This window comes from Bordetella sp. N, assembly GCF_001433395.1.
GTDB lineage: Bacteria > Pseudomonadota > Gammaproteobacteria > Burkholderiales > Burkholderiaceae_B > Bordetella_C.
In genome coordinates this window covers 1,883,964-1,910,060 of sequence record NZ_CP013111.1, presented here as the reverse complement: position 1 = coordinate 1,910,060, position 26,097 = coordinate 1,883,964, and the positions used below count along the sequence as shown (strand labels likewise).

Sequence of the window (26,097 nt, the reverse complement as noted above, 5' to 3'; positions counted from 1 at the left end):
TCTTTCAGCGGGTCAGTTTGGCGCAGGCGGCCACGATGCGCTCGCAGGCGAGCTTCAGGCGCTCGTCGGCGATGCAGAAGGTCAGGCGCAGATAAGGTTCGAGGCCGAAGGCGCTGCCCGGAACCATGGCCACGCCGGCTTCTTCGATAAGGTAACGCGCCAGATCGGCGTCGGTGCTTATGACTTCGCCCTTGGGGGTGCGCATGCCGATCGCTTGCCGGCAGTCCGCGAAAAAGTAGAAGGCCGCCGGGGGACGGCCCACGGCCAGCACCGGCGCGGCTTGCTGCAGGATGGCCAGCGCCATGTCCCGGCGCGTGCGCAGGCGGTCGCGCCAGCCGTCGAGGAAGTCGTGCGAGCCGTTGAGCGCGGCGACGGCCGCGGCCTGGCTGACGGAGCTGGGATTGCTGGTGCTTTGCGACTGCAGCAGGTTCATGGCCTTGATCAGCCAGGCCGGACCGCCGGCGTAGCCCAGGCGCCAGCCAGTCATGGCATGCGACTTCGAGACCCCGTTGATGGTCAGGGTGCGTGCATGCATATCGGGCGCGGCTTCGACAAAAGAGACGAACGTGCCTTCATAAACCAGCTGTTCATAGATATCGTCCGACATCACGAGGACGCGCGGGTGCTTGCGGATGACCGCGGCCAGGGCGGCGAACTCTTCCTTGGTATAGAGCGCGCCCGACGGATTGCAGGGTGCGTTCAGGATCAGCCAGCGCGTATTCGGCGTCAAGTGCTGTTCCAGCAAGGCGGGCGTCAGCTTGAAATCGTTGCCGGCGTCCGGGGTGATGACCACCGGCGTGCCGCCAGCGATACGGGCCATTTCCGTATAGGACACCCAGTACGGCGCCACGACGATGGCTTCATCGCCCGGGTTCAGGGTGGCCAGCAGGGCGTTGAACAGGATCTGCTTGGCGCCGGTGGCGGCAATGATCTCCGCCGGCGTATAGGTCAGGTGGTTGTCGCGCTTGAACTTGGCGGCGACCGCCGACTTGAGGGCGGGCGTGCCGCCGACGTCGGTGTAGCGGGTCTGGCCGTCGGCGATGCCCTGGATGGCGGCCTCGCGCACGTGCTGCGGCGTATCGAAATCCAGTTCGCCTTCGCTGAGGCTGATGATGGAGCGGCCTTCGGCGGACAGCCGGCGGGCCAATTCGCTGATGGCGCCGGTGGCGGAGGGACGCGCCGCCGCTACACGGTCGGACAGACGGACATCGAGTTCAACGGAAGACATCGGGATTTCGGCTCGGTGAGACTTCGGGGAGTGATGCCATTCTGGCCCCGTCCGAACCGTGAGTACATTAGGTATACCACTTATATACAATGCATGGACCAGCGGGGAGGATGTGGCCATCCCAGGGAAAAGTCGCCATCAGGTGGGGCCTGAGCAAGATTCAGGAGCCATCAAGCTGTGCCACACTCCCTTTTTTTCGCATATCTCACAAACAGAATTCATGAATCCGGGACACGAGGAACCGGCCCCCAGCCAGGAGCTGGACGGGGGCAACCGAGGACTGGCCAACCAGGCGTACGACGCCCTGGTGGACCTGATCCTGTCGCGCGAACTGAAGCAGGGCGAACAGGTGCAGGAACGGGCCCTGGCCTTGCGGCTTGGTGTGTCACGCACCCCGTTGCGGGAGGCCATGCACAGGCTCGAGGGCGAACAGATGTTGGAGCGCAAGTCCAATAATCGTTTGTTCGTGCGCCAGGTCACCTTGCAGGACCTGATGGAAACGCTGCATATCCGCCGCCTGCTGGAAGGCGATGCGGCGGGGCGCGCCGCGGGCAAGGTGCCGGCGGAAACGCTGGCGAATCTGCGCGAGCGCGTCCAGTCCCTGATGGAAGAAGGGCAGCCGGGCGATCCTTTGCACCAGCAGCTGGACGCGGAACTGCATGGCCTGATATCCGAATACTGTGGCAACGAGCTGATGGCGGGCATGATCGCCAAGTTGCGGCAGAAAACCCGGATGTTCTCGCTCAAACGCCTGGAAAACCGCATGGTGCCGGTCTGTGGCGAGCATCTGGCGATGCTCGACGCCTTGGCGCGCGGGGATGCGCAGGCGGCGTCGGGGGAGACCATGCGGCATATCGAGAACATCCGGCAGTCCATCATCGACAAATTGTCCGGGACGTATTGAGGGGCTCGTTGCCCCGCTGTTTAACGTAGCGCCGCTTCCAGCCTGGCGATCAGGCGTCCCAATTCTTCGTGGTCGGTTGCGTCCAGCACGGGCCCCGGCTTGCGCACGTAGGCGGAACGGATGGCGCCGCGACGGCGCAGGGTTTCCTTGCGCAGGGCCAGTCCCAGGCCATACTGGAATTCGTGGCGCAGCAGCGGCAGATAGATATTGAACAGGTCTTCGGCCGCGTCGGCTTGCCCTTCGGCGAACATCTTGCACACCTGCACCAGCATTTCGGGATAGGCAAAGCCCGTCATCGCGCCGTCCGCGCCGCGCAGCAGTTCCTGGGGCAGGAACAGGCCGCCATTGCCCACCATGATGCTGATGCGGCGGCGGGCGTCGGCTTCGCTTTGCTTGCGGATCTGGGTGAGCTTGCGCATCCCGGGGAAATCTTCGTGCTTCAGCATCACGATCTGCGGGTAGGTGTCGATCAGCCGGTGGATCACGCCGACGGACGTGTGTACGCCCGTCGTCTGGGGAAAGTCCTGCAGGCAGATCGGCGTGTCGGCGCCCAGCAGTTCGGCGATGGCGGCGTAGTAACCGTAGACCTGGTCGTCGGTTTTCAGGTTCGGCGCCGGCGCCACCATCACACCGGCGGCGCCCAGGCCCATGGCTTCCTGGGACAGGCGTTGCACATGCTGGTTCGAGGGACTGCTGACGCCGACCACGACCGGCGCCCGGCCGTTTACGCGTTGCAGGATGCGCGTCATCACGGTGGTGGTTTCGGCCTCGGTCAGCTTGGACGCTTCGCCCATCATGCCCAGGATGGTGAAACCGGTGACGCCTTTTTCCAGATAGAAGTCGGTCAGGCTGTCGATGCTGTGCAGGTCGAGCGCGCCCTGGTCGGTGAACGGCGTCGCGGCAATGATGTAGACGCCGGAGGTTTGTTCGTTGATGCGATTGGCGGGCACGGGGTTCTCCATTGATGGGGCAATGGGGAATTATTGGCGGCGGACCGCAGGGCAGCTATTGCTTATTCAGCCGTGATCCTTAACACTGTGTTAACTCCCTGCCTGGTTTTCCATGAAGCTCAATCTGCGCCAGATCGAAGTTTTTCGCGCGGTGATGATCACCGGCACCATCCGCGGTGCGGCGGAATTGCTGTTCGTCTCCCAGCCCGCGGTCAGCCGCCTGCTTTCTCATCTTGAGCAGCGCATCGGCTTTCCCTTGTTCCAGCGCATACGGGGGCGTTTGCACGCAACCCTGGAAGCCAAGAAACTGTTTCACGAGGTCGAGAACGTCTATGAAGGCGTGCAACGGGTCAGCGACATGGCCCGCGACCTGTTCGAGCATCAGGAAGGCATCCTGAATCTTGTGGCCAGCCCCAGCATCGGCCAGATGCTGATCCCCGCGGCGATTACCGAGTATCGGCGCGACCAGCCGCAGGTCAAGCTTACGTTTCAGTATTTGACCCATATCGCGTTGACGGAGCGCCTGTTGAAACGCCATGCGGATCTGGGCGTCACCATCCTGCCGCTCAGTCATCCCAATCTTGAGTTGGAGCCTATCGGCGCCACCCGCTGGGTATGCATTTTCCCGCGCGGTCATGCGTTGGCGGATCACGCCACCTTGGCGCCCGTCGACCTGCTGCCTTATCCGCTGATCGCCTACGAACGAAACTCGCCCTTCGGCCAGCGGGTCCATGGGTGGTTCGAGGGGGAGGGCCAGGCCGCCAAGGCGGTCGTCGAAGTCGGCTCGCCGCAGAATGCCTGCGCGCTGGTGCAGGCGGGGGCGGGCATCGCCCTGGTCGACGAGTTCTCCGCCCGCAGCTGGCCCGGCAGCCTGTTCGAGGCGCGGCCGGTCAGCGGCATGGAAGCCTTGACCGCGTATGTGGTCCGCCTGCGCGAAGAGCCACTGTCCCAGATATCGCAGTCTTTCCTGGAGACATTGAAGGGGGTTTTGCGGCGGGCGGCGTGAGAAATGCTTCGGCACTCGCTGCCGTGGGCTCGCTTGCTTGACCGCCAAGGTATGGGTATCTTCTTTGAATGAGCGATCCGACCGCGCACCAAGACTCCAAACCTCCTGCCCAACTTTCGGGACGAGAACCGCTGTTCATCGTCTTCAATGGTGGATCAGGCAATGACGATTCCGCGCGTACACGCGCAAAGATCGAAGAACTATTGGGTCAAGCCGGCCGTACCTTTACGCTGTTGGCGGTCGACGATCCCACGACCTTGCCGCAAGTGGCCGAGCGTGCCGTGAAGCTGGCCGGTGACGCGGGCGGCGTGGTGGTCGCCGCGGGTGGCGATGGTACCCTGAACGCGGTGGCCGCGGCGGTCCTGCCCAGCGGGCTGCCCTTCGGCATCCTGCCGCGCGGCACCTTCAACTACTTCGGCCGCACCTACGGTATTTCCCGGGAAACCGAAGAATCCGTGGCCAGCCTGCTGGACGCCCGCATCGAGCCGGTGCAGGTGGGGCTGCTGGACGGCCGGCCCTTTCTGGTCAACGCAAGCCTCGGCCTCTATCCCCAACTGCTCGAAGACCGCGAAGCCTACAAACAGAAATTGGGACGCCGCAGATGGGTGGCTTTGATCTCGGCCATCGTGACCCTCATGCGCACGCCGGCGCGGCTCGATCTTGAACTATCGTCGCATGGCGAGCGGCGATTGTTGCGGACGCCGACGCTGGTGGTGGGCAATAACGCCCTGCAACTCGAACAGCTGGGCCTGCCGGACGCGGCCCACCTTGAAGACAATCGCCTGGTCGCCATGGCCGCCAAGCCGGTCGGTACCCTGGCGCTGTACGGCCTGATGGTCATGGGCGCCCTGAGCCGGCTGGGCGAAGCGTCCAACGTCATCAGCTTCGGCTTCGACACGCTGACCGTGCGTCCGCGCGGCGGCAGGCGCCGCATCAAGGTGGCGATGGACGGCGAGATCTTCTGGACACGTGCGCCGCTCGTGTTCGCGGTTGCCCCGCAGCGCCTGCACTTGCTGGTGCCCCGCGATAGCAGCCGCCTGGATCGCTCATGACGCGAGTGCTGCATATATCCGATACGCATTTCGGCACGGAACAGGCACCCGTGGTACAGGCCCTGTTGACGCTCGCGCGCGAGCTGCGGCCCGATCTGGTGGTTCTGTCCGGCGACATCACCCAACGCGCCAGGGCAAGGCAATTCGCCGCCGCCCGCCAGTTCGTGTCCGAGCTGGGTTTTCCGGTGCTGGCCATTCCCGGCAATCACGACATCCCGCTATTCAACATCGCGGCACGCCTGTTCAACCCGTATGGGGGCTACAAGCGTGCGATGGGCGTGACGCTGGAGCCCGTATTCAGCAGCGACGCGCTGCTCGTCATCGGTCTGAACACCACACGCCCGGGGCGCCACAAGAATGGCGAAGTCTCGCAGCGCCAGGTCGAGCGCGTATGCGCGCGGCTGCGGCAGGCACGCCCAGGGCAGTTGCGCATGGTCGTGGTGCATCAGCCGGTACGCGCCATTGTCGATACCGACGTGTCCAACCTGCTCATCGGGCGCGAGCTGGCTGTCCCCGCGTGGGTGGCAGCTGGCGCGGACCTGGTCCTAGGCGGACACATACATCTGCCCTATGTCGTCCCTCTGGGCGCGGCAACGGAGCGGCGCGCCTGGGTCGTGCAAGCCGGCACCGCGCTCTCCCATAGAGTGCGCGGCGGCATCCCAAATTCCGTCAACGTCCTGGAGTATCCAGGCGCGGGGGCCAGCGAGGGCTTGCGCAGCTGTACCGTGGAGCGGTGGGATTTCGATGAGGAAAAAGGCATCTTTTCCGACGTCGACAGCCAAATCCTGGAACTGAACCCCTAAATCCTGCATTTCCTGTGATTTCGCAGCGACAGAGCCGGACAATCCCCGCCCGAAACCCGGCAACTGGGTTATAAATCCGTCACTATAGTTTCAAAATGTATTAACGCGGACCAAGCACCGCGAACACAAGGGGAGGGCGGCCACGAGTCGCCCGCTGTGTGCAGCATGAAACGTCATATCGTCTTCCGTATGCTGGCGCGTCTGCGCGTCGGCAGAAAACTGCTTTTGATCTATCTACTGGATCTGAGCGCCGTCGTTTTCATCAGCGGAATCCTGATCCACGAGAAGTATCTTTCGATCGACTTCTCGGACAAGGAAATCCTGGGCAACGCCTACATTTCGACCGTGCGCGACGCCATCGTGGACGTGTCCCTGTCCGCCGCAGGCGCGGATGTGCCCGCGGCCAACTGGCGCCGCGCGGCGCAAGCCCTGGCGGTCTCCGAGGCCGGCTATGGCGCGCAAATGCGCAGCGCCGACGTCAACGCGCAAGTCATCGCGGCCTTGCACATGCTGGCGGATGCGCCCAGGGCCACGCCGGCCCGGCTCAACGAAGCGCTCGATACCAGCCGCGCGTTGATCACGCGTGTCGGCAATCAATCCAATCTGATTCTCGATCCGGACCTGGACAGCTATTACGCCATGTCCTTGTCGATCTTGCGCTATCCCGCTCTGCTCGATTCTGTACATGGGATAGGAAACCTGCTTCGAGGTATCGACACCGCTCCCCGCACAAGAAATGAAATGCGCGCCCGCTATCTGGTGCTTGAGGGGCAGCTGGATGCGGTGGTGCAGGGCATACGTTCCGATTACTCCGAAGCGCGCGCCGCCAATGCGGCCCTGGGCGGATCGCTGCACGACGGCATCGACAGGCTGTTGCTGGCGGTGGAGCGCTACCGTGGCGCGGCGCATGGCGTGCTGGATGGCGAGGATGCGCCCCGCGCCGCCGCGCTGGCCGCGGTGGATACCGATCAACAAGCACTGGTGCTGGCGATACGCGATGCCTGGTCGAGCACGGACATGGCGCTGGACAAGCTGTTGCACGTCCGCGTAAGCGGGCTGTACTCGCGTATGTGGCTGCACCTTGGGACCGCCCTGTTCCTGCTTTTCTGCATCTTGTTCATGGTGTATTTCGTCGCCCAGCAGATATCGCGGCCCCTGCGCGACCTGGCCAAGGTCATGGACAAGGTGCGTCGCACGGGCGACCACAGCCAGCGCGCCAGTTGGGACAGCCACGATGAGATCGGGCAGTTGGTGAACGGCTTCAATGAGATGCTGGAGCAACTCGATCACGAGCGGGACAAGCAGAAAGAGTTGGCCGCCCGCGCCCGCGCTGCCGCCGCGCAGCAGTCGCTGGTGGAGGCCACGCCGGTGCCCATGATGGTGACGTCGGTGCCGGGGCACGAGGTCCTGCATGCGAATCAGCCGGCCCTGGCCTGGCTGGGCGGCCGCACGACGGACCCCTGGATCTACGGCCTGGACTCTTCGGTCCGTGCGCGTTTCTTCCAGCAGTTGTCGGATCACGACGCGGTGGACGAATTCGAGGTGCTCTGGAAGGCGGGCGGCGAGCCCACGTGGGCCATGTTGTCGGCGCGCCGCCTGGATTTTCAGGGCCGGGACGCCATCCTGACAGCGTTCACGCCCATCAACCAGATCAAGCTGATGGAGCAAAGGCTGGAACTCTGGGCCAAGGTGTTCGAAGCTTCATCGGAAGCCATCCTGATTCTTGATCAAGAGTGTCGGCTTTTGAGCGGTAACGCGGCGTTCTATCGCGCCACCGGCTACGCGCCGGGGGATGTGGTGGGCACGCTGCCTTCCTTCATCGCAACGGATAACGCGGCGAACACGCAATTCACCGCGATGAGCGCCATCGCCGCCCAGGTCGAGCGGCGCGGTACCTGGAGCGGGGAAGGCCAGGTGCGGCGCCGCCGCGGCGGCGAGTTTCCGGCCTGGCTGATGGTCAATGCCGTGCGGGACAAGCAGGGCAATGTGTCCCATTTCATCTGCACCGTCATCGACATCACCGACCGCAAGAAGAGCGAGGCCCGCATCCGCTTCCTGGCCGAACACGATGTGCTGACCGAACTGCCGAATCGGGCGCTGTTCACCAAGCAGCTGCGCACCGCGCTTGGTACAGGCCAGCATGTAGGACAGCGCTGTGCGGTGCTTTTCATCGATCTGGATCGATTCAAAGACATCAATGATTCGCTTGGCCATCATGTGGGAGATGGCTTGCTCAAGTCGATATCGCGGCGGCTTTTGCAGGCCGTGCGCGGTGGCGACACCGTCAGCCGCCTGGGCGGCGATGAGTTCACCATCATCCTGACCCAGGTGGGCGGCCGTGCCGACGTCGAGCACCTGATCGCCGAACGGCTCATTCCATTGGTGCGCCAGCCGCATGAGATCGCGGGTGTCACCTTGCAAGTGTCTTGCAGTGTCGGCGTGGCCATGTATCCGGAGGACGGCGCGGACATCGATACCTTGATGCAGAACGCCGATGCGGCCATGTATCAGGCAAAGGCGGCGGGCCGCAATCTGGTCAAGTTCTTCTCGCTGGAGATGGCGGAACGGGCGCGTCTGCGGCTGGCGATCGAAGCCGGTTTGCGGGAGGCCATCGCGCGGCAGGAGCTGGCGCTGGTGTTCCAGCCCTGCATCGATGCGACCACGGGGGAGCTGGTGTCCACCGAGGCTTTGCTGCGCTGGTCCAACGCGGCCTTGGGGACGGTGGATCCGTCGCGCTTCGTGCCGATCGCGGAAGAAACCCGGCAAATCATTCCGATTGGCGCCTGGGTGATCGAGCAGGCGTGCGCTCAGCTGGCGCTGTGGCGGCGTGAAGGGTTCGCCGGCTTGCGCATGTCCATCAACCTGTCGGCGATCCAGCTGCGCGATCCGGATTTGATTGGAACCTTGCAGGCGAGTCTCGCGGCGCATGGCCTGGCGCCTGATTCCCTGGAATTGGAAATCACCGAGACGGTGCTGATGGGAGATACCGACGACTATCTGGATCGGATACGCGCGGTACGCAGCTTGGGAGTGAAGCTGTCACTGGACGATTTTGGGACGGGCTATTCGAGTCTCAGCTATCTGAACCGTTTTCCCTTGGACCGCTTGAAGATCGACCGTGCCTTCGTGCGGGACATGATCGATGCCCCCGCGGATCTGGCGGTGGTCAAGGCGATCGTCGAGCTTGGCCATGAATTGGGATTGCGCGTGGTGGCGGAAGGCGTGGAAACCGAACCCGAAGCTCAGCTCTTGCGCGAGATAGGGTGTGATGAACTGCAAGGTTATCTCTATGGGGAACCCATGCCCGGCACGCGCCTGCATGCATGGGCCCGTGATCGAGTGCTGGCTGATGCCGCATAAGGGATAGTCGCGGAACCAAGTTCTAATTCCCGTGTACCCATGCGACGAGTGTCTGGCGTGCAACAGCGCTTATTCAGACATTTGCCACATGGGAGACTGCAGGTGGATCACGACCTCAAGAACATAGCGGCGTTCGACGATGATATTTCGGATATCGATACCGATTATCCGCAAAGAAGCGTTTCGATGATGATAGGCGGTCCGCCGGGCGGCGGCATCGACATCCTGGCACGCAGGTTGTCCGTGGCCATGGCCGCGGTGCTGGGGCAGCGGGTGGCAATCGATTACCGGCTTGGCGCTTCGGGCAATCTGGCCGCGATGGCGGTGGCGCAGGCCAAGCCGGATGGCTACACGATCTTGCTGGGTACGCGGTCCGCCACCTTGCACCGGACCATGTATCCCCATCTTCAATATGATTTCAAGCGGGACCTGACCCCGGTCGCGATGGTCGCGCGCATGCCGGTTGGCATTGTGATCGGTCATCGGCTGGCGGCCCGGACGTTGCGCGAAGTCATTCAGATAGCGCGGGACAATCCGGGGCGTCTCAATGCCGCGACCTTGGGTGTCGGGACCACCAACCATCTGGTTTCAGTGTTATTGCAGGATGCGGCGGGCATCCGGTTTCAGCACATTCCCTACATGGAAATGTCCCGCGCCCTGACCGACGTCGTCAGTGGAAAAATGGATCTGCTGTTCACGCAACTGGCCGGCGGCATCTCGCATATGAATGCGGGATCGTTGCGGGCGGTGGCGGTGACATCCAATGGCAGAGTGTCCAGCCTGCCCGATGTGCCGACCATCGCGGAGGAAGGTTTTCCCGAAATCAGTGCCGACGACTGGTTTGTCCTGCTCGCGCCACGGGACACGCACCCGGCCGTCATTGCCAAGCTGAACCTGGTGGTCAGCCAGCTATTCGCCGACGAGGAGCTTCACGAGGCCATGACCACCATGGGCTATGTATTGCCGTCGTCCCCGTATACGCCCGACGGCCTGCGTAGAGCGCTCGCCAGCGACAACGCCCGCTGGACCAGCGTCCTGCGCAACTACCAGGTCAATGGTTTTCAGTAGTTCAGGTAGTCGGCACCAATACGTCGCCGGCCATCATCGACGAGCTGGACGGGGCCAAAGCCTGCAAGACCATGCGCTGGCCCCGCCCAGCCTGAAGTGACAAGACCTTATTAACGGCCGGCCAGTGGCAGCTGGTCCAGCAGCGGCCTTGCCAGGTGCAGCACCTCGTAGCTCACGGCGTCCTTGGCGGCTCCTTCATTGGCTTCGCGCAAGACCACTCGGGTGAAGCGCCAAGCCGTGGTGTCCACCCCCACGGTGGCGGCAACGACGCCACGTTGCGCCGCCACCGCGCGGTTGCGTTCCAGCTCCAACGCATACGCTTCAGCCAGATCCTGATCCAGCGGGATATCGACTTCCTCTTTCTGCAAATAGTTGGCTTCCTTGGCGGCGCCCCGTCTTGCGTCCAGCACGATGCGCGTGTCGATATTGGCCCGGCCGAAGCTGTCCGTCACGGTCTTGTAGCGGTTCTCCAGCAGGAAATCGCGCAGGCCCTGGTCATCCTGCCAAAGATACAGCGAGGAATAGCTATGGCTGATGGCGCCAAGCTGGCCAGCTTCACGAAACAGGAAACCTTTGAAGTAGAGCCGCGGCGTGGCGTCCCAAAGCTTGCCGCGTTCTTTGGCCCGGCGGCGGATGATGTCCAGATCGTAATCAGCGGGCAAGCGATGGGTGTAGTGAGCAATCAACATGATTCAACTCCAGGGAATGGGACGGTCAGTTCAGACGCTTACGTCTGCCAAATGACAAACGGTATGGACGACAGCGTAACGACCGAGCTATCATTTGAAAATACGATCTATGAGTATTTCAATGATTTAAAACATAAATCATTGGGGGTGACCATGAAGACCCTGGATATCGAAGCCGTCCAAGCTTTTGTCCTGACCGCGGACATGAAAAGCTTCACCCGCGCGGCGGAAGTGATGGACACCACGCAGTCCACCATCAGCCTGAAGATCCGCCGCCTGGAGTCCATGCTGGGCCGGCGCTTGCTGGATCGCACCCCCCGCCTGGTGCGTTTATCCGCCGACGGTGGGGCGTTCCTGCCGGCCGCGCGCACCCTGGTGGCGGCGCATCAGGGCGCTTTCAACGCTTTCTCGGATGGCCAACCGCGCCGTCTGGTGGTGGGTGTCAGCCATCATGTGGTCGGCGCCGAGCTGCCGAGGATGCTACAAGGGCTGAACCGTGCGGACCCCACGCTGATCCTGGAAATGCGAATCGCGTCATCGCGGGACGTGCTGGGCGAGTTCGACGCGGGCCGGCTCGATGCTGGCGTCGTGCTGCGCCATGACAGCCGCCGCCTGGACGGCGAGCTGCTGCTGGAAGAAGGCTTCGGCTGGATGGGCGCGCCGGATTTCGAATGGACACCCGGTCAGCCTTTGCGGCTGGCGACCCAGGCGGAACCCTGCAGCGTGCGCGCCATGGCGGTGGACGCGCTGGCGCAGGCATCCGTGCCATGGACGGAGGTGTTCGTGGGGGGCGGTGTTTCGACCATCGGCGCCGCGGTGTCCGCGGGCCTGGCCGTGGCTGCCCTGGGCCGGCGCGTGGCGCCGGCGGGAACGGTGGACCTGGGTCCACGCCTGGGATTGCCCGCGCTGCCATCGCGCGACGTGGTCCTGCACACCGGCCCGACGGATGCCCAGGCTCGCGGCGCATTGCGGGCACTGGGCGCCGCGATCCGGGCCACGGCGATCGGCCTATAGGCCTATATGCCTCTAGGACTCTAGGCCTGGAAAATCGTCCTGATCCTTACCGCGCGCGCGTGATGGAAATCAAGCCGCCAACAGATACCGTTGCAGCAGATCGCCAAAGCGGTCGTAAGCGGCATTGGCGCCGGCCAGCACCGCGTCATGCTCTTTTTCCGAGATAGCGTCGCTGTCCAGCGCGGCCACGAAGCGGCGCCAGACCAGGGCGCGGCCTTCCGGATACGCGGCAAGATTGCGCGCGCCGAAGTTCGCGTCCAGGCCCAGGGTCTGTTGCACCTGCTTGAGCAGGAAGGCGGCGCCCAGGGTCGAACCTTCGGAAACATACAGCCAGCCCAGCGCCTCCGGCATGGCCACATGGGCCGTGGCCAGCGGCTCTTGCGGGATGGCGCGGTCCAGATCCTTCATGTCCGCGATGGCGGCTTCGACACGGCCACGCACGGCCAGGTCAGGCACCGCCGCCTGGATGCGGGCATCGTCGAACAGATGTTCCACATCCTGTTGGAAGAGGTATTGCGCGGCCACGAAGCGCGCATAACGTTCGCGCGACTCGAAGGGTTTGCCTTGCTCCATCAGGGCGTGCATGCGTTCGTGCTGATCGTTGGTCTCGTGTTTGAGCCGGAACGAGAGCGTGGCGGGCAGGTCGAGGACGGTGTTCATGGCAGGAAGGATCCGAAGCGGAGATAAACGATAGTGGGCCGGTAGCGCCAGAACCGAGGCATCAGGTTAGCAGTTTTGCTCTGCGTGCGCGGCGTCTTGGGCGCGTTTGGCGTGTATCGCTTTTGTACTTCAAACGAATTCCGGCCAGGGTTAAACCTGCTTAATGGTCTCTAGGGCGGCGGCTCGCCGAGGACACGCTCGTAGCGATAACGGAAAGCGCTGTTGCCGATACTGAGCAAGCGGGGCGGGGGGGTGATGAAGTCCTTGCTGACGTCCACCGTGATGCGCCAGGCCTGCACCGCGGTGCTGGGGGTGACTGCCTGGGGGCCCTCCGTGACATCCACCGTGCTGAAGCGTTCGACGTCGATCACGGCAATGTTGTCGGTGCCCAGGTAACCCTGCGATGCGCGGGCCATGCGGGCGCGCAGTTCGGATTCCATGTCGCCCGCACTCAGATGGTTGGTGTCCATTGTGCGGAGCTCGCTCAATGTCCGTGCCAGTGCGTCGCTGCTCCTGTTGATCGTCAGACCGATATTGGCCAGCTCCATCAACATCATGACCGCGGCGATGATCACGGGAAGTACGTAGGCAGCCTCGACGGCGACGACACCACGTTGGTACCGGCCGCCTGCGCGGTACGCCGCCCTACGTTTGGCTGCGCGCTGTCCCGACGGCTGGAAGGCAAGAAATTTCATTTGCTAGAAATGGAGATACAGCACCGTGGACGCCGCGAAGGCGAGGACGACGCCGTAGGGAACACCGGACACTGGCTCGGCGCGCAACGCCGTCGGCAAAGGCGCTGCCGGGCCGCGCAGACGCCGGGGCAGGCGAATGACTCCCTGCGCCAGCAGGGTCTCCAGCGTGCGCAGCACAGGCAGGCCCAGGGCCAGGATGCCCCCGGCCAGGGAAGCCACGACGATGAATACGAAGGCGTTGGCGCCCATCCACAGGCACAGGACCGACATCATCTTGACGTCACCCGCGCCGACCCAGCCGATTGCGAAAAGGCCAAAGCCCGCCACGAGTACGGTGGCGGCCGCGAGCATACCGGTCGTGACAGCGGGAGCGACGGAGAGCCAGCCGGCCTGGCCGATGGCATAGCCGGTACAACAGGCCCACAGCGTCAACAGCATCAGCACCAGCCAGTTGGCGATGCGGCGATAGAGCAGATCGGACCACATGGTCCACAACAGCGCCGGAGCCAGGATCATGGTGCTAAGCGTGATGTTCATAATCATGTGCGCAGATCCGCGGGAGGCAGGCGCAGCACGGCCAGCAGGCCGCGAGGCCGCACAGCCTCAGTGGCCGCGGCCGCCGCCGGCTCGTGATGATCGAGCAGCAGCAACTCACCTTCATGCAGCTGCGCCACCGCCTGCACCAGCGACAGACCCAGCCCGTGGCCAGGCACGTTGCGATCGCGCACCAGGCGGCGGAAACGTTGCACCACTTGCAGGCGCATCGCGGGATCGATGCCGGGGCCTTCATCGCCCACGCCCAGTTCGCACGCGCCGTTGCGCCGTCGCGCCACCAGGGTCAAGGTGGCGCCGGCAGGGGCGTACTTGAACGCGTTGTCCATCAGGTTCACCAGGGCCTGCAACAGCAGCGCCCGATCGCCGTTGATGGCGCAGTCCGGCGCGTGGTCCACGCGCAGTTCGATATGCCGTTCGTCAGCCTGCCACTGGTAGTAATCGACCAGGTCCCGCAGCAGGGCCGCCACGTCGATCGCGCTGAAGTCGTGCGCGCAGCGTCCGGACTCGATCTCGCTGATGCGCATGACCGCACTGAACAGGCGCTGGATCTGCGCGGCTTCTTCTTCGGCCAAGGCGATTTCGTGCAGCGCGGCCGCGTCGGTGGTGTTCTCGCTGGCCGTGGACAGGCGGTGCTGCAGGCGGGTCAGCGGCGTGCGCAGCTCATGGGCGATGTGGTTGGTGGCATTGCGCACTTCTTCCATCAACTGGTTGATGCGGGCGAGCGCGTTATTGATGTCCTTGCCCAGCAGATCGAATTCGTCCTGGCCACGCTGATTGACGGGAATACGCGTGTCCGGGTTGTTGCGCGCATAGGTCTGCATGGCCACACGGATGCGGTCGATCCGGCGCACGCCATACATGCTGAAGTAGAGACCGGTGCCCAGGCTGATCAACAACACGGCGAAGATACTGACGCCGGCGGTCAGCGGCACGGGGTACATGCGGTCCATCATGGGCAGCACGTCGTAGGCGATCAGCAGCAGCCCGCCATCCTGCAAGGTGATGCCGCGCCCCAGCCATTCGCTTCTGCCGTCCGGACTGCTCACATGGGCGCGGCGCCAGCCGCTGCAAGGCAGGGCGTCAGGACAAAGCGCCGCGGCCAGCGTGGCTGGCGTGCCGTATTGCACCTTGCCGGCGGCGTCCAGTACCAGGGTGGCGCGTTCGCGCCGCCCGATGCGCATGGCCTGGTGCTCCAGCAGCAGGCTCAGGCGGTTGGCGCTGTTCAGGCCGCCACCGACACTCTGATTGCTGATTTCCGCGTTGACCTGCTCCTTCACGTGGCTGACGAGCACCGCCTCGATGACCTTCTGGCCGCACACGATCGATGCCAGCGTGACCAGCAGGAACACAAAGGCGATGCATGCCGCCTGACGGAAATGGGAATTACCCCACAAGCGCGCGCGGGCCGGCGGTGCTTCCTGGACCGGCCGGCTTGGGCCGGCCGCATGCGCGGGTGTGTCGGCGAGAAAGGCGGGCAGGGCGCGCGCGAAAGCGGATCGGGCGACATCGGCGCGGGCCGGCACACGCCCGCTGCCGGCGCGTGCCGGCGTCATGGGTTCAACCGAGGACATAGCCCAGCGCGCGCACGGTCTTGATCAGGGACGTGTCGAAACCCTTGTCCAGCTTGCCGCGCAGCTTGGACATATGGACGTCGATAAGATTGGTCTGCGGGTCGAACTGCAGGCCCCACACTTTTTCCAGCAGCATGCTGCGCGGAACGGCTTGGCCAGTATGCTCGGCCAGCACGCGCAGCAATTGGAATTCCTTGTCGGTCAGGTCGATCGTCCGCTGAGCGCGTTTGACCACCCGGTTGACCAGGTCGATATGCAGGTCCTGAATGATCCAGTACTGTTCGTCGCGCGAGCTGTACACGGTACGGCGCGTCAGCAGCTCCATGCGGGTCAGCAGTTCGGCGAAGTCGAAGGGTTTGCCCAGGTAGTCGTCTGCGCCCGCGCGCAGGCCGGCGACCCGGTCAGACGGTTGGTCGATGGTCGACAGGATGATGACCGGCGGCCGCTGGCAGCCGCGCAGGCGTTGCAGCACTTCCATGCCGTCCATGCCGGGCAGCATGCGGTCCAGCACCATGATGTCGAAGACTTCGCGGCCAAGGGCGACCAGGGCGTCCTCGCCGGAGTCGACCAGCAGGCACTGGTGGCCGTTGGCCTGCAACTTGGTGCCTAGCCAGTATCGGACGTTGCTATCGTCTTCGACGACCAAAGCGCGCATGGAGGATCAATTGAAACGAGGCGGATGGGAGGCCGCGGGCGTGACTTTCGGGTCACGGACATCGGAAGAGCAGGGCGATTATAAATAGAAACCATTCTCATTGGTGACCTTGACCACGTTCATGACGCAGATTTAATGAAAACGGAAAGGTCGCCGCGCGTTGCGCTGCCCTGGATCTCACGGAGCGCCGTGGGAGTGCCCCATTGGCTTCAACCGCCTCCCAAATCCTCGCTCAACAGACGCGCCTGGGTCTGTATCGCCGGCAACACGCGTTTCACGACTTCTTCCGTATAGCGGTAGAGCGGGATCACGATGGACATGGCGCCTACCAGCTTGCCGTCGTGGCCGAAGACCGGGCAGGCGATGGCCGCGCTCTCGGGATCGCGCTCCTTCTGCGTGATGGCGTAGCCCTGAGCCCGGATGGTGTCATACGGTTCTCCTTCGACCTGCTGATCGAAAGCAAGAATCACGCGCCCGGCCGCGCCCCGGTCCAGCGGGAACAGCACCCCCTCTCGGACATGTGAGCGCACCGACCGTTGCGGCTGGATGTGGTGCAGGCAGATGCGCTGGTCGCCCTCACGCACGTAGAGCCCCGAGCACTCCTCGGTCTGCGCGGTCAATGCCCGCAGACGCGGCAGCACATAGTCGGACAGCTTGAACGATTGTCGGTACATCTCCGCCAGGGGCATGACGCCAGGTCCGACGACATAGCGGCCATCCGCCAGTTTCTTGACGAAATTGGCCAGCATCAGCGAATCGAGCAGCCGCAGGATGGTGCTTTCGTAAAGGTCGGTGGCCGCGCCAAGCATGGCCAGCGTGAGCCCGTCGGGCGCCTGGTTGAACGCCTGCAAAACGGTGAGCGCGCGATTGACCGCGGCGACGCCGTCGGGTTTCTCAGGGGCAGCCGCTACGGCGGAAGTACTGCGTTTGGCAGGCATGGCGTGTCCGAAATCATCGTTGACAAGAAAATAGAAGTTTATTCTAATAAAAATAGAAGAAGATTCTATTTTCATAAAACGATAAGGTGGAGGCGCTCAAGATCATGAGCATTAACGGCAAGGCCTACATAGTGGGCGCGTATGAGCATCCTTTGCGCAAGGCGCCCGATACGTCGCTGGCGCAGCTGCATGCGGAAGTCGCGCTAGGCGCGCTGGCCGATGCCGGCATCCCTGCAAGCGAAGTGGACGGCTATTTTTGTTCGGGCGATACCCCGGGCCTGGGCGCGCTGTCCATGCTCGACTATCTGAACCTGCAGCCGAGTCATATCGACAACACCGACATGGGTGGCGCGTCCTATATCGCGTTGGTGGCGCATGCGGCGCAGGCCATCGCGGCCGGCAAATGCCGTGTCGCGCTGATCACATTGGCGGGGCGCCCGCGCAGCGAAGGCGTGGCGACAGGCACCAAGGCCAAGATGCGCACGCCGGACCAGCCGGACGCGCAATGGGAGTTTCCGTATGGGCTCGCCAACGCGGCCGGTTATGCGATGTGCGCGCGGCGCCATATGCACGAATACGGCACGACCAGCGAACAGCTGGCGTGGATCAAGGTGGCGGCGTCCCAGCACGCGCAGCACAATCCCAACGCGATGCTGCGCAAGCCGGTCACGGTGAGCGACGTGCTGGCGTCGCCCCTGGTGGCGGACCCGCTGCATCGCCTGGATTGCTGCGTGGTCAGCGACGGCGGCGGCGCGCTGGTGGTGGCCAGCCCTGAAGTCGCGCGGACACTGCAACGGCCGCTGGTCAAGGTGCGCGGGGCGGGCGAGGCCGTCAAGCATACGGCGGGTGGCTATATCGACCTGACCTATTCCGGTGGTCGCTGGTCGGGCGCGCGCGCGTTCGAGGAAGCCGGTGTGACGCCGGCGGACATCCGCTACGCCTCCATCTACGACAGCTTCACCATCACGGTGCTGATGCAGCTGGAAGACCTGGGCTTCTGCGCCAAGGGCGAGGGCGGCCGCTTCGTGGCCGACGGCAATCTGATCTCCGGTGTCGGCAAGCTGCCTTTCAACACGGACGGCGGCGGCTTGTGCAACAACCATCCCGGCAACCGCGGCGGCATGACCAAGGTGATCGAGGCCGTGCGGCAGCTGCGCGGCGAAGCCCACCCGGCCGTGCAGGTGCCGGACTGCCACCTGGCGCTGGCGCATGGAACGGGCGGCATGCTGGCCACCCGCCACGGCAGCGCGACTCTGATACTGGAACGAGTATGACTACACAAACCCCAGCGTCGCCACAGACCTCCGCCTCCCCGGCGCGCGTGTTGCCCGCGCCCATCCCGTCGCCCGATACCCTGCCGTTCTGGCAGGCCGCCGCTGAAGGCCGCTTCCTGGTCAGGCGCTGCGCCTCCTGCGCGCAGGTGCATTGGTACCCCCGGCCGCGCTGCCCGCTGTGCGGAGGGGACACCGCTTGGACCGAAGGCAGTGGCCGCGGTCGCGTCTATTCCTACACCGCGGTGGCGCATGCCGAAGCCCCCTTCGTGCTCGCTTTCGTGACTCTGGCTGAAGGGCCGTCGATGGTGACGCATCTGGTGAATCGGCCGGCGCGTGGCTGGGCCATCGGCGACGCCGTCAAAGTCACTTTTGCCGCTACCGACGGTTCCTATCCTTTACCGGTCTTTGAGCCGGATACCGACACGGACGCCGTGGGAGACAAAGCATGATCAACAAGATCGTGGACGGCCTGGATGCGGCCGTGGCCGATATCCCGGACGGCGCCGTCTTGATGGTGGGCGGCTTCGGCGGCGCCGGCTTGCCGTTCGAGCTGGTCGACGCGCTGGTGCGGCAGGGCGCGCGGGGCCTGACCATCATCAGCAATAACGCCGGCAGCCTGGGCAAGGGCTTGAGCAAGCTGGTGGCGGCGGGCCAGGTGCGCAAATTCGTGTGTTCGTTTCCGCGCCAGCCCGGTTCGAATGCCTTCGATGACCTCTATCGCGAAGGGAAGCTGGAGCTGGAACTGGTGCCGCAAGGGACCCTGGCCGAGCGCATCCGGGCCGGAGGCGCTGGCATCGGCGGATTCTTCACGCCGACGGGGGTGGGCACCGAACTGGCGCAAGGCAAGGAAAGCCGCGTCATCGACGGCGTGGAGCACATCCTGGAGTATTCCTTGCGGGCCGACTACGCCTTGATCAAAGGCGATACCGGCGATCGTTGGGGCAATCTGACCTATCGGCGTTCCGGCCGCAACTTCGGGCCGGTGATGGCCGCGGCGGCGCGTTGCACCATCGCCCAGGTATCCCACATCGTGGATCTGGGCGGACTGGACCCCGAGCACATCATCACGCCGGGCGTGTACGTCCAGCGCGTCGTTCTGGCAGGAGCCAACTGACATGAGCAAACCCTACACGCCGCGCACCGTCACGGAAGTCGCGCGCCGCCTGATCCAGGACATCCCGGAAGGCGCCTATGTCAATCTGGGCATCGGTCAGCCGATGATGATCTCCAACCTCTTGCCGCCCGATCGCGAGATCATCCTGCAAAGCGAGAACGGGGTGGTGGGCATGGGCCCCGTCGCTGAAGGCGACGACATCGACACCGAGCTGGTGAATGCCGGCAAGCAGTTCGTCACGCTGCTGCCTGGCGGGTCCATCGTCCACCATGCCGACTCTTTCGCCATGATCCGGGGCGGCCATATCGATATTTGCGTCCTGGGGGCGTTCCAGGTGTCCGTGCGCGGTGACCTGGCCAACTGGCGTACCCGCGACCCCGCGGCCATTCCCGCGGTGGGTGGCGCCATGGATCTGGCGCGCGGCGCCAAGCAGGTGTTCGTGATGATGGAACACACCACGCGCGGGAGTGAGTCCAAGCTGGTGGAGACGTGCGACTACCCCCTGACTGGCGTCGGGGTGGTCGATCGTATCTACACCGACCTGGCGACGCTTGCCGTCACGCCGTCCGGTCTGCTCGTCGTGGACCGCGTCGATGGCTTGAGCCATGAGGCCCTGGAGGAAATCTCGAAGTTGCGCCTGCTGCGTGAATAAGGCGCTGCGACAGGATGTCGGTCCGCAGCAAAACATAAAACTCAAAAATTAATAAATAGGACAGGAGACAGCATGGGACACATCAAACAACAGGACAATCCGTCCAAGCAGCAAAGGCAAAAACAATGGCCCGTGGCGTTCGCGCTGCTGGGCGCCGCGCTGGCGGCAAGCCCGGCCGTGGCGCGCTATCCGGACAAACCCGTCCACATCGTCGTCGGTTTCACGCCGGGTGGCAGTACGGACGCGGTGGCGCGCATCATGGCGGCCAAGCTTGGAGAGCGGCTTGGCCAGTCCTTTATCGTGGAAAACAAGCCGGGTGCCAACGGCAACATCGCCACCGAATATACGCAGCGGGCGCCCGCTGATGGCTACACGCTGTACTACACGTCCATCGGCTTCGTCACCAATCCGCTGATGTACAAGACGGCACGCTACGATCCCGCAAGCGACTTCACGGCCATCGGCCAGGTGATGAGCGCGCCCAATGTCCTGGTGGTGCCCGCGAATTCGCCTTACCGCGACGTCAAGCAGTTGCTGGCGGATGCCAAGGCACGTCCTGGCGGCTTGAACTTCGCGTCGTCCGGGACGGGAACGTCGGTACACCTGTCCGGCGAGCTGTTCGCGGCGCTGGGCGGCCTGGATGTCGTGCACATCCCCTACAAGGGCAGCGGCAGCTTCATGTCCGACCTGATCGCCGGACGCATGACCATGGCCTTTCCCAATCTGCCGACCGCGCTGCCCTTGATCAAGGGCGGCCAGCTGCGTGCCCTGGGCGTGACCACGCGCACCCGTTCCGGCGCCGCGCCCGACATTCCGTCGATCGAAGAGGCGGGCTTGCCTGGCTACGACATGTCGACCTGGTATGGCCTGGTCGGCCCGAAAGGCATGCCCGCCGATGTGGTGGCCACTCTCAGCGATGCCTTGCAGAAAACCTTGAATGATCCTGATTTCAAGGACAAGCTGCTGCAAAGCGGTGCCGATCCCAAGGGCAGCACGCCCGCGCAATTCCAGCAATTCATCAATCAGCAGACCGCCGCCTGGAAGGATGTCCTGGCCAAGATGAAGGTGGAGAGCAACTGAAGGGCGGGCTCAGGGCTCCGTTTGAGCGGCGTCTTCATAGAGCGAGGCATCATGCTCCAGCCACCATGTGGGAAAGAAGGGCACACGGGCATCCACCATGCTGGTCCACGATCCGGACATTCGGCGGTCCAGCATGGCGATATGCGCATGAGCGCGCGACAGTACGAAATGCTTATGGCCAGGAAACAGGATATCCACTTTCAGTTCGGAGAGTCTGCGTACGGACGCGCGGTAGGCGCGGAAATCCGTATCGGCATTGACTGTGCCATGGCCGCCTTCGGCAAAGCATGTATCGCCGCCGAACAACAGGGTGCGGCCATCGAGTCGCGCCAGCAGGGAAATCGAGTCGTCGCTGTGTCCGGGCGTGTGGATGACTTCCAGCTCGATGGCGCCGATATGGATCGTGTCACCATCCTCCAGCGGCAGATCTACCTTAACCTGACGCGATGCCACGCCGTGGCGTTCGACGTGGGAGTTGGGCCACAAATTTTCCTCCAGCGTGGCCACCCCAAGCCGGTGTACGGCAAGCCGCGCACCGGTGGCCGCCACCCACCAGGCCGCGCCGCGGCCGTGGTCCCAATGGGAGTGGGTAAGGATGATGGTCTCTAAGGCGTCAAGGCGCAGCCCATCTTGCAGCAGGCGGCCGCGGATTTCCTCCGGCGCGATGCCGCTGCCGGCATCGACCATTGCCGCGACGCCGTTGTTCTCGATGATGTAGACGTGTGAGTCGCATGGGTGCGATAGGCCCACACCGCCGCCACCCACCATGTATACCGACGTGCGGCCGGATTGGAAAATCTTCATGCGTGAGCTCCTTCATGGGCCAGGCGCAAGACCTCGCGCATCAGCTGATAGACGGCGTGATTGGCCGCACGCGAGGTACCATCGACGGTATCGAGCGCCAGTCCGCTGTAGCCGTCGAAAGCGCCTTCGGCGATCGGCGCGCGAATGCTGGCGGCCACTTCCGGCCAGTCGGGTAACAGGCCAGGCCGTCCATGTGCCAGCGCGAGGGCAGCCGCGATGGCATAAGCGCCCCAATTGGATACGGCCGCGGGCAATAGCAGGTCAACTTTCGTGGCGTCGAGCAGGCCGCCGCGACAAGGGCACGCGCACTCGCCACCTGCAGGCAGTCGCGTTGCCAGCGTGTCGCGGATACGGCCGAAGCCGATTTCATTGCCACCGTCACCCACCGCCACGGTCGGCACGCCCCGCGCACGCAGCGCGGTTACCAACAGGTGCGCGTGCGCCACCCAATCACCGTCCTTGGATTTGCCGCTGCTGTTGTGGAATGCACCCAACGCGTTCGGCCCCGGCTTTTCGATAAAGAATCCGGCAGCGATGCCTGGTAAGCGACCCATCACGTTTTCGATGAATGGTGCTGCCGCCGCCGCGCCGGTGGGAAAGGGCAGCGCAAGGGCCGCGTTGTCGCGCCGGACCCAGGCGGGTTCTTCCAGAAAGGGCGTGCCACCGGCCCGCACGGCCGCCACGATGCCGGGCAGGAAGCGTTGCTCCGAAAGAATGCAGCTGCGCAATCCCAACGCGCCGAACACACGTGCCAGGATCGCCACGCCGGAAGGACCGTCGGTTTCGCCGCGGGGCAGCCAGTCAGGATTACCGGTCCCGGTGACCAGAATGACAGTCCCGCCAGGTCGAAGGGCGCCCAATGTACGCGCGATGCTGGCGCAGATGGGTTCGTCGCCTTGGGAGGATCTTGCCGCGCGGTACCGCAATGCCGTGCCGCCTTGTTGCGCGGGTTTGTTCTTCAGTTCCAGATTGGCAATCTGATCGAGATACTCGTAGTACCAAGGATTGGTATCGTGGGGCAGGTCGGGGGCGCTCGCGGAGCGTTCATTGCGCATGAGCATTTCCTCCGAATGCGACGTCTGTCCATTGTTCCCACAACTTGGAAATGGAAGCGTAGTCCAGGCGATCCAATCCTGCGCCACGCGCGATCTCATAGACGGTGTGCGACGCCTGCATGGTGAACAAGGGCACACCCAGTTCACGGCCCAATTCCAACGCCAGAGCAGAGTCCTTGCGCGCATTGGCGGTAGGCATGCCGCCCTCGAAGTCCTGCTGGAGCACACGTTCGCCGAAGCGATGCGTCAGGGGACGTAGCAGTCCGGACTCCCGCCGCATCAGGGTATAGAAGACATCCAGCGGCACGCCCGCCTTGGCCGCGAGGGTGGCGCCTTCCATCAACATGACCATGGTCGTATGCGCCACGGCGTTGTTGACCAGCTTGGCGCGCATGCCGCTGCCGGCAGGTCCAAGGTGGAAAATTTCTTCTGCTGCGATTTCCAGGATGGGCTTGGCGAGCGCATAGTCCTCCGCCGACGCTCCCACCAGGAAGGTCGTCTTGCCTTGCGCCAGTTTGTGGACGCCCCCGATGATGGCGGCGTCGATCACACGGGCGCCGTACGGCGCCACGCGCGCTTGCAAGGCCGTCACGTCTTGCGGGCTGACAGTGCTCGTTTCGATCACCAGGCGGTCAAGCAGCTGGCCTTGCGCCAATGCGTCGGCGGCGGCCAGCGACGCGGCCGGGGTTGGCAGGGACAGCAGTACGATATCGCTCTGGCGCGCCACTTGAGCCGCATCGGCGGCAACGCGCACGCCTTTATCGCGTGCCACGGTGAGGCGCTCGGCGTCACGGTCATATCCCAGCACATCGAAGCGACGCAGCAGGGGAGTTGCCAAGGCTAGGCCTGCGTTGCCTAGCCCGATGATGCCGACGATCGGCTTATGTTCGTTCATGATTTACAGCTCCAGAGGGAGGGGAACGACGAGTTGCTGATTGGTCAATCCACGCGGGCGCCTGACGCTTGCACGACCGGCCCCCATTTCTTAAGCTCGCTCGCGATATGCGTGGCGAACTCCGCGGGTGTGTCGCCGACCGCGGTCGCGCCCTGGGCTTGCAGCTTCTGCTGAATATCGGGCCGGCGTACCAACTGCGCGACCAGTTTGCTGATCCTGTCGACAATGGAGGGAGGCGTGCCGGCGGGCGCCAGCAGCCCGTACCAGGACCCGACCTCGTAGCCGGGCAGCCCGGCCTCGGCCAGTGTCGGCAAGTCAGGGAGAGCGGGATCACGATTTGTGCTGGTCACGGCCAGGGCGCGCAACTGCCCGGATTTCACGTAGGGCATGGCCGACGGCAGGGTGTCGAAGATCACCTGCACCTGGCCACCTATCGTGTCCGTGACGGCTGCCGCCGTGCCGCGATAGGGCACATGGGTCATCTTCACGCCAGCCATCGAATCGAACAGTTCACCCGCCAGATGGTGCGAGCTGCCGTTGCCTGCGGAGCCGAAGTAAAGCGCGCCTGGGTGCGCCTTGGCATAAGCGATGAGTTCGGCCACGGATTTGACCGGCAGCTTGGGATTGACCTCCAACACACTCGGTGTCGACGCGACCAGGCTGACCGGAGCGAAATCCTTTACGGGATCGAAGGGCATGCTTTTGTAGAGGCTGGCATTGATGCCATGCGTCGCCACCGTCCCCATCAGCAAGGTATAGCCGTCAGGCGCCGCGCGTGCGACCAGCTCCGATCCGATGTTGCCGCCTGCGCCGGGGCGGTTGTCGATGATGACGGGTACATTCAGCTCGGTCCCCATGGCCTGGGCCAGGATGCGGGTCACCAGATCGCTGGTGCCCCCCGCCGCGAAAGGCACGATGATGCGGATGGGATTGCTGGGGTAGTGTCCCGCTGCCGTGGCCGGCGCCGATGCTGGCGCGCCGAGGGCGCACGCGGCGACAGCGGCGATGCGCGATGCCAGTGATACGCGAATGCTTCGAAACATGATTTGGTCTCCTTGACTCTTGTATGGGACGTGCCCTGTTGTTGCGTCTCTATTTTTTTGCTTCGGAAAATCACATTGTGATCGACGCCGTTTTGTGATTTGATTCCTGGGAATCTCAATATTTCAGCGCTTCGGTGCAGAAGTTATCGGAATATCCGGCGATGGCATAGAGGTCCATTCCATTTGGTGATCACAATATGAACGCACTTGCCGAAGCCTCATCTACCGCCGTCAGCGGCACCCAAAGCATCCGTCGCACGGTCAGTCTGTTGCGGACCTTGGTCGCAAGCCAAAAGCGGGGTGCTACCTCGGTGGAGCTGGCGACGCGAACCGGCCTGGACCGCAGTACTGCCCGACGGATGTTGCAATGCCTAGTCGAGGAAGACGTGCTCGTATTCGACAGCAGCACGCGGCGCTACCATTTCGGCCATCTGGCCTACGACATGGGGCTGGCGGCCTCCGAACGCCTGGACTTGCCGCAGTTATGCAAGCCGGCATTGGCGCGCATCGCCGACGACACTGGCGATACCGTGTTTCTGATGATTCGCAGCGGGGACGATGCCGTCTGTGCGGATCGAGCCGTCGGCTCTTATCCGATCAAGACTTTTATCGTCGATGTCGGCACGCGGCGGCCCTTGGGTATAGGGGCGGGCAGCCTGGCCATGCTCAGCGCCCTGCCCGAAGAGGTCGCGGAACTGGTCCTTGCCAATAACGTCCCCCGGCTCGGCGCGTATGCCGGCATGAACGAAAGGCGCTTGCGAGCCATGATGCTCGACGCACGCCGCCAAGGGCATGTGGCGATGGACGTGGTGGACGTGCCGGGCGCGCGCACGGTTTCCGTCCCGATCTTGACAGGGACGGGCCGGCCGGTAGCCGCGCTCAGCGTGGCGGCAATCGCCATGCGCATGACCGCCGAGCGCGAGGCCATGGTGCTGGCTGTCCTTCGGCGGGAGGCGGCTGGCATCGGGCAGGCGCTGACCGGCCGCGCACAGCAGGCCGAACAGGACGCCTGAAGGACTAGTCTCATAGTCA

Annotated in this window: 26 protein-coding genes; 13 read left to right on the top strand and 13 right to left on the bottom strand. The window is 63.9% G+C overall.

The genetic code is table 11. From position 1 onward, the window contains the following. Window positions 1-4: 4 nt before the first annotated feature. Window positions 5-1,228 (bottom strand): pyridoxal phosphate-dependent aminotransferase, encoded by a 1,224-nt coding sequence (locus tag ASB57_RS08195; RefSeq protein WP_057651783.1) that lies wholly within the window; start codon window positions 1,226-1,228, stop codon window positions 5-7. A gap of 220 nt (window positions 1,229-1,448) precedes the next feature. Here ASB57_RS08195 and ASB57_RS08190 point away from each other — a divergent pair, with 220 nt between their 5' ends. Continuing rightward, window positions 1,449-2,132: a GntR family transcriptional regulator gene (locus ASB57_RS08190; RefSeq protein ID WP_057651782.1), complete on the top strand. Its 684-nt coding sequence runs from the start codon at window positions 1,449-1,451 to the stop codon at window positions 2,130-2,132. Window positions 2,133-2,152: 20 nt separating this feature from the next. Here the strand turns inward: ASB57_RS08190 and ASB57_RS08185 are convergent, their stop codons facing one another. Beyond that, on the bottom strand, window positions 2,153-3,082 hold the full coding sequence (locus tag ASB57_RS08185; RefSeq protein WP_057651781.1) for a dihydrodipicolinate synthase family protein: 930 nt from the start codon (window positions 3,080-3,082) through the stop codon (window positions 2,153-2,155). 112 nt (window positions 3,083-3,194) lie between these two features. Here ASB57_RS08185 and ASB57_RS08180 point away from each other — a divergent pair, with 112 nt between their 5' ends. From ASB57_RS08180 to ASB57_RS08160, 5 genes are all read left to right on the top strand, one after another. Beyond that, complete coding sequence (locus ASB57_RS08180; RefSeq protein WP_057651780.1) at window positions 3,195-4,088, top strand: LysR substrate-binding domain-containing protein; 894 nt, start codon at window positions 3,195-3,197, stop codon at window positions 4,086-4,088. A 68-nt stretch (window positions 4,089-4,156) separates the two neighbouring features. Beyond that, the gene (locus ASB57_RS08175; protein WP_057651779.1) at window positions 4,157-5,140 is read left to right on the top strand and encodes a diacylglycerol kinase family protein; all 984 of its coding nucleotides are present in this window, start codon (window positions 4,157-4,159) and stop codon (window positions 5,138-5,140) included. Next, window positions 5,137-5,943: a metallophosphoesterase gene (locus tag ASB57_RS08170; RefSeq protein WP_057651778.1), complete on the top strand. Its 807-nt coding sequence runs from the start codon at window positions 5,137-5,139 to the stop codon at window positions 5,941-5,943. Before ASB57_RS08175 ends, ASB57_RS08170 begins: the two co-directional genes overlap by 4 nt. A gap of 165 nt (window positions 5,944-6,108) precedes the next feature. Next, a complete protein-coding gene (locus ASB57_RS08165; RefSeq protein ID WP_057651777.1) occupies window positions 6,109-9,303 on the top strand; it encodes an EAL domain-containing protein in 3,195 nt (1,064 codons plus the stop codon). 48 nt (window positions 9,304-9,351) lie between these two features. After that, window positions 9,352-10,371: a tripartite tricarboxylate transporter substrate binding protein gene (locus tag ASB57_RS08160; protein WP_197424999.1), complete on the top strand. Its 1,020-nt coding sequence runs from the start codon at window positions 9,352-9,354 to the stop codon at window positions 10,369-10,371. A gap of 110 nt (window positions 10,372-10,481) precedes the next feature. On the opposite strand, the gene ASB57_RS08155 is transcribed toward ASB57_RS08160, so the two are convergent. Next, a complete protein-coding gene (locus tag ASB57_RS08155) occupies window positions 10,482-11,060 on the bottom strand; it encodes a DUF4865 family protein (protein ID WP_057651775.1) in 579 nt (192 codons plus the stop codon). A gap of 153 nt (window positions 11,061-11,213) precedes the next feature. Between ASB57_RS08155 and ASB57_RS08150 the strand changes: the two genes are divergently transcribed. After that, complete coding sequence (locus tag ASB57_RS08150; RefSeq protein ID WP_057651774.1) at window positions 11,214-12,074, top strand: LysR family transcriptional regulator; 861 nt, start codon at window positions 11,214-11,216, stop codon at window positions 12,072-12,074. 69 nt (window positions 12,075-12,143) lie between these two features. Here the strand turns inward: ASB57_RS08150 and ASB57_RS08145 are convergent, their stop codons facing one another. The 6 genes from ASB57_RS08145 to ASB57_RS08120 form a co-directional block, all read right to left on the bottom strand. Next, complete coding sequence (locus tag ASB57_RS08145; RefSeq protein WP_057651773.1) at window positions 12,144-12,734, bottom strand: biliverdin-producing heme oxygenase; 591 nt, start codon at window positions 12,732-12,734, stop codon at window positions 12,144-12,146. Window positions 12,735-12,904: 170 nt separating this feature from the next. After that, window positions 12,905-13,429, bottom strand: a complete 525-nt coding sequence (locus tag ASB57_RS08140; RefSeq protein WP_197424997.1) for a TadE/TadG family type IV pilus assembly protein — start codon at window positions 13,427-13,429, stop codon at window positions 12,905-12,907. Between the two features lie 3 nt (window positions 13,430-13,432). Next, window positions 13,433-13,972: a prepilin peptidase gene (locus ASB57_RS08135; RefSeq protein ID WP_197424995.1), complete on the bottom strand. Its 540-nt coding sequence runs from the start codon at window positions 13,970-13,972 to the stop codon at window positions 13,433-13,435. After that, window positions 13,969-15,555, bottom strand: a complete 1,587-nt coding sequence (locus ASB57_RS08130) for a HAMP domain-containing sensor histidine kinase (protein WP_082621450.1) — start codon at window positions 15,553-15,555, stop codon at window positions 13,969-13,971. Before ASB57_RS08130 ends, ASB57_RS08135 begins: the two co-directional genes overlap by 4 nt. Then, on the bottom strand, window positions 15,542-16,210 hold the full coding sequence (locus ASB57_RS08125; RefSeq protein ID WP_057651770.1) for a response regulator transcription factor: 669 nt from the start codon (window positions 16,208-16,210) through the stop codon (window positions 15,542-15,544). The genes ASB57_RS08130 and ASB57_RS08125 overlap by 14 nt, the downstream gene beginning before the upstream one ends. A 209-nt stretch (window positions 16,211-16,419) precedes the next feature. Further along, a complete protein-coding gene (locus tag ASB57_RS08120) occupies window positions 16,420-17,148 on the bottom strand; it encodes an IclR family transcriptional regulator (RefSeq protein WP_057651769.1) in 729 nt (242 codons plus the stop codon). Window positions 17,149-17,252: 104 nt separating this feature from the next. Between ASB57_RS08120 and ASB57_RS08115 the strand changes: the two genes are divergently transcribed. The 5 genes from ASB57_RS08115 to ASB57_RS08095 all read left to right on the top strand — a co-directional run bounded on the left by ASB57_RS08115 (window position 17,253) and on the right by ASB57_RS08095 (window position 21,268). Continuing rightward, window positions 17,253-18,422 (top strand): thiolase domain-containing protein, encoded by a 1,170-nt coding sequence (locus tag ASB57_RS08115; protein ID WP_057651768.1) that lies wholly within the window; start codon window positions 17,253-17,255, stop codon window positions 18,420-18,422. After that, window positions 18,419-18,871 carry a Zn-ribbon domain-containing OB-fold protein gene (locus tag ASB57_RS08110; RefSeq protein ID WP_057651767.1) on the top strand — a complete coding sequence of 151 codons (453 nt, stop codon included), beginning with the start codon at window positions 18,419-18,421 and terminating at the stop codon, window positions 18,869-18,871. Before ASB57_RS08115 ends, ASB57_RS08110 begins: the two co-directional genes overlap by 4 nt. After that, complete coding sequence (locus ASB57_RS08105) at window positions 18,868-19,536, top strand: 3-oxoacid CoA-transferase subunit A (RefSeq protein WP_057651766.1); 669 nt, start codon at window positions 18,868-18,870, stop codon at window positions 19,534-19,536. The genes ASB57_RS08110 and ASB57_RS08105 overlap by 4 nt, the downstream gene beginning before the upstream one ends. A gap of 1 nt (window position 19,537) precedes the next feature. Then, on the top strand, window positions 19,538-20,188 hold the full coding sequence (locus ASB57_RS08100; RefSeq protein WP_057651765.1) for a 3-oxoacid CoA-transferase subunit B: 651 nt from the start codon (window positions 19,538-19,540) through the stop codon (window positions 20,186-20,188). 72 nt (window positions 20,189-20,260) lie between these two features. Next, the gene (locus ASB57_RS08095; protein ID WP_057651764.1) at window positions 20,261-21,268 is read left to right on the top strand and encodes a tripartite tricarboxylate transporter substrate binding protein; all 1,008 of its coding nucleotides are present in this window, start codon (window positions 20,261-20,263) and stop codon (window positions 21,266-21,268) included. A gap of 9 nt (window positions 21,269-21,277) precedes the next feature. Here the strand turns inward: ASB57_RS08095 and ASB57_RS08090 are convergent, their stop codons facing one another. The 4 genes from ASB57_RS08090 to ASB57_RS08075 are packed head-to-tail and all read right to left on the bottom strand — an operon-like array spanning window position 21,278 to window position 25,065. Further along, entirely contained in the window at window positions 21,278-22,072 is a 795-nt protein-coding gene (locus ASB57_RS08090; RefSeq protein WP_057651763.1) for an MBL fold metallo-hydrolase, read from the bottom strand. Next, the gene (locus ASB57_RS08085) at window positions 22,069-23,127 is read right to left on the bottom strand and encodes a glutamate cyclase domain-containing protein (RefSeq protein WP_057651762.1); all 1,059 of its coding nucleotides are present in this window, start codon (window positions 23,125-23,127) and stop codon (window positions 22,069-22,071) included. Before ASB57_RS08085 ends, ASB57_RS08090 begins: the two co-directional genes overlap by 4 nt. Beyond that, a complete protein-coding gene (locus ASB57_RS08080) occupies window positions 23,117-24,022 on the bottom strand; it encodes an NAD(P)-dependent oxidoreductase (RefSeq protein ID WP_057651761.1) in 906 nt (301 codons plus the stop codon). Before ASB57_RS08080 ends, ASB57_RS08085 begins: the two co-directional genes overlap by 11 nt. A gap of 44 nt (window positions 24,023-24,066) precedes the next feature. Continuing rightward, entirely contained in the window at window positions 24,067-25,065 is a 999-nt protein-coding gene (locus ASB57_RS08075) for a tripartite tricarboxylate transporter substrate binding protein (RefSeq protein WP_057651760.1), read from the bottom strand. 197 nt (window positions 25,066-25,262) lie between these two features. On the opposite strand from ASB57_RS08075, the gene ASB57_RS08070 reads away from it, so the two are divergent. Then, window positions 25,263-26,078 carry an IclR family transcriptional regulator gene (locus tag ASB57_RS08070; protein ID WP_082621447.1) on the top strand — a complete coding sequence of 272 codons (816 nt, stop codon included), beginning with the start codon at window positions 25,263-25,265 and terminating at the stop codon, window positions 26,076-26,078. The last annotated feature ends 19 nt before the right edge of the window (window positions 26,079-26,097 follow it).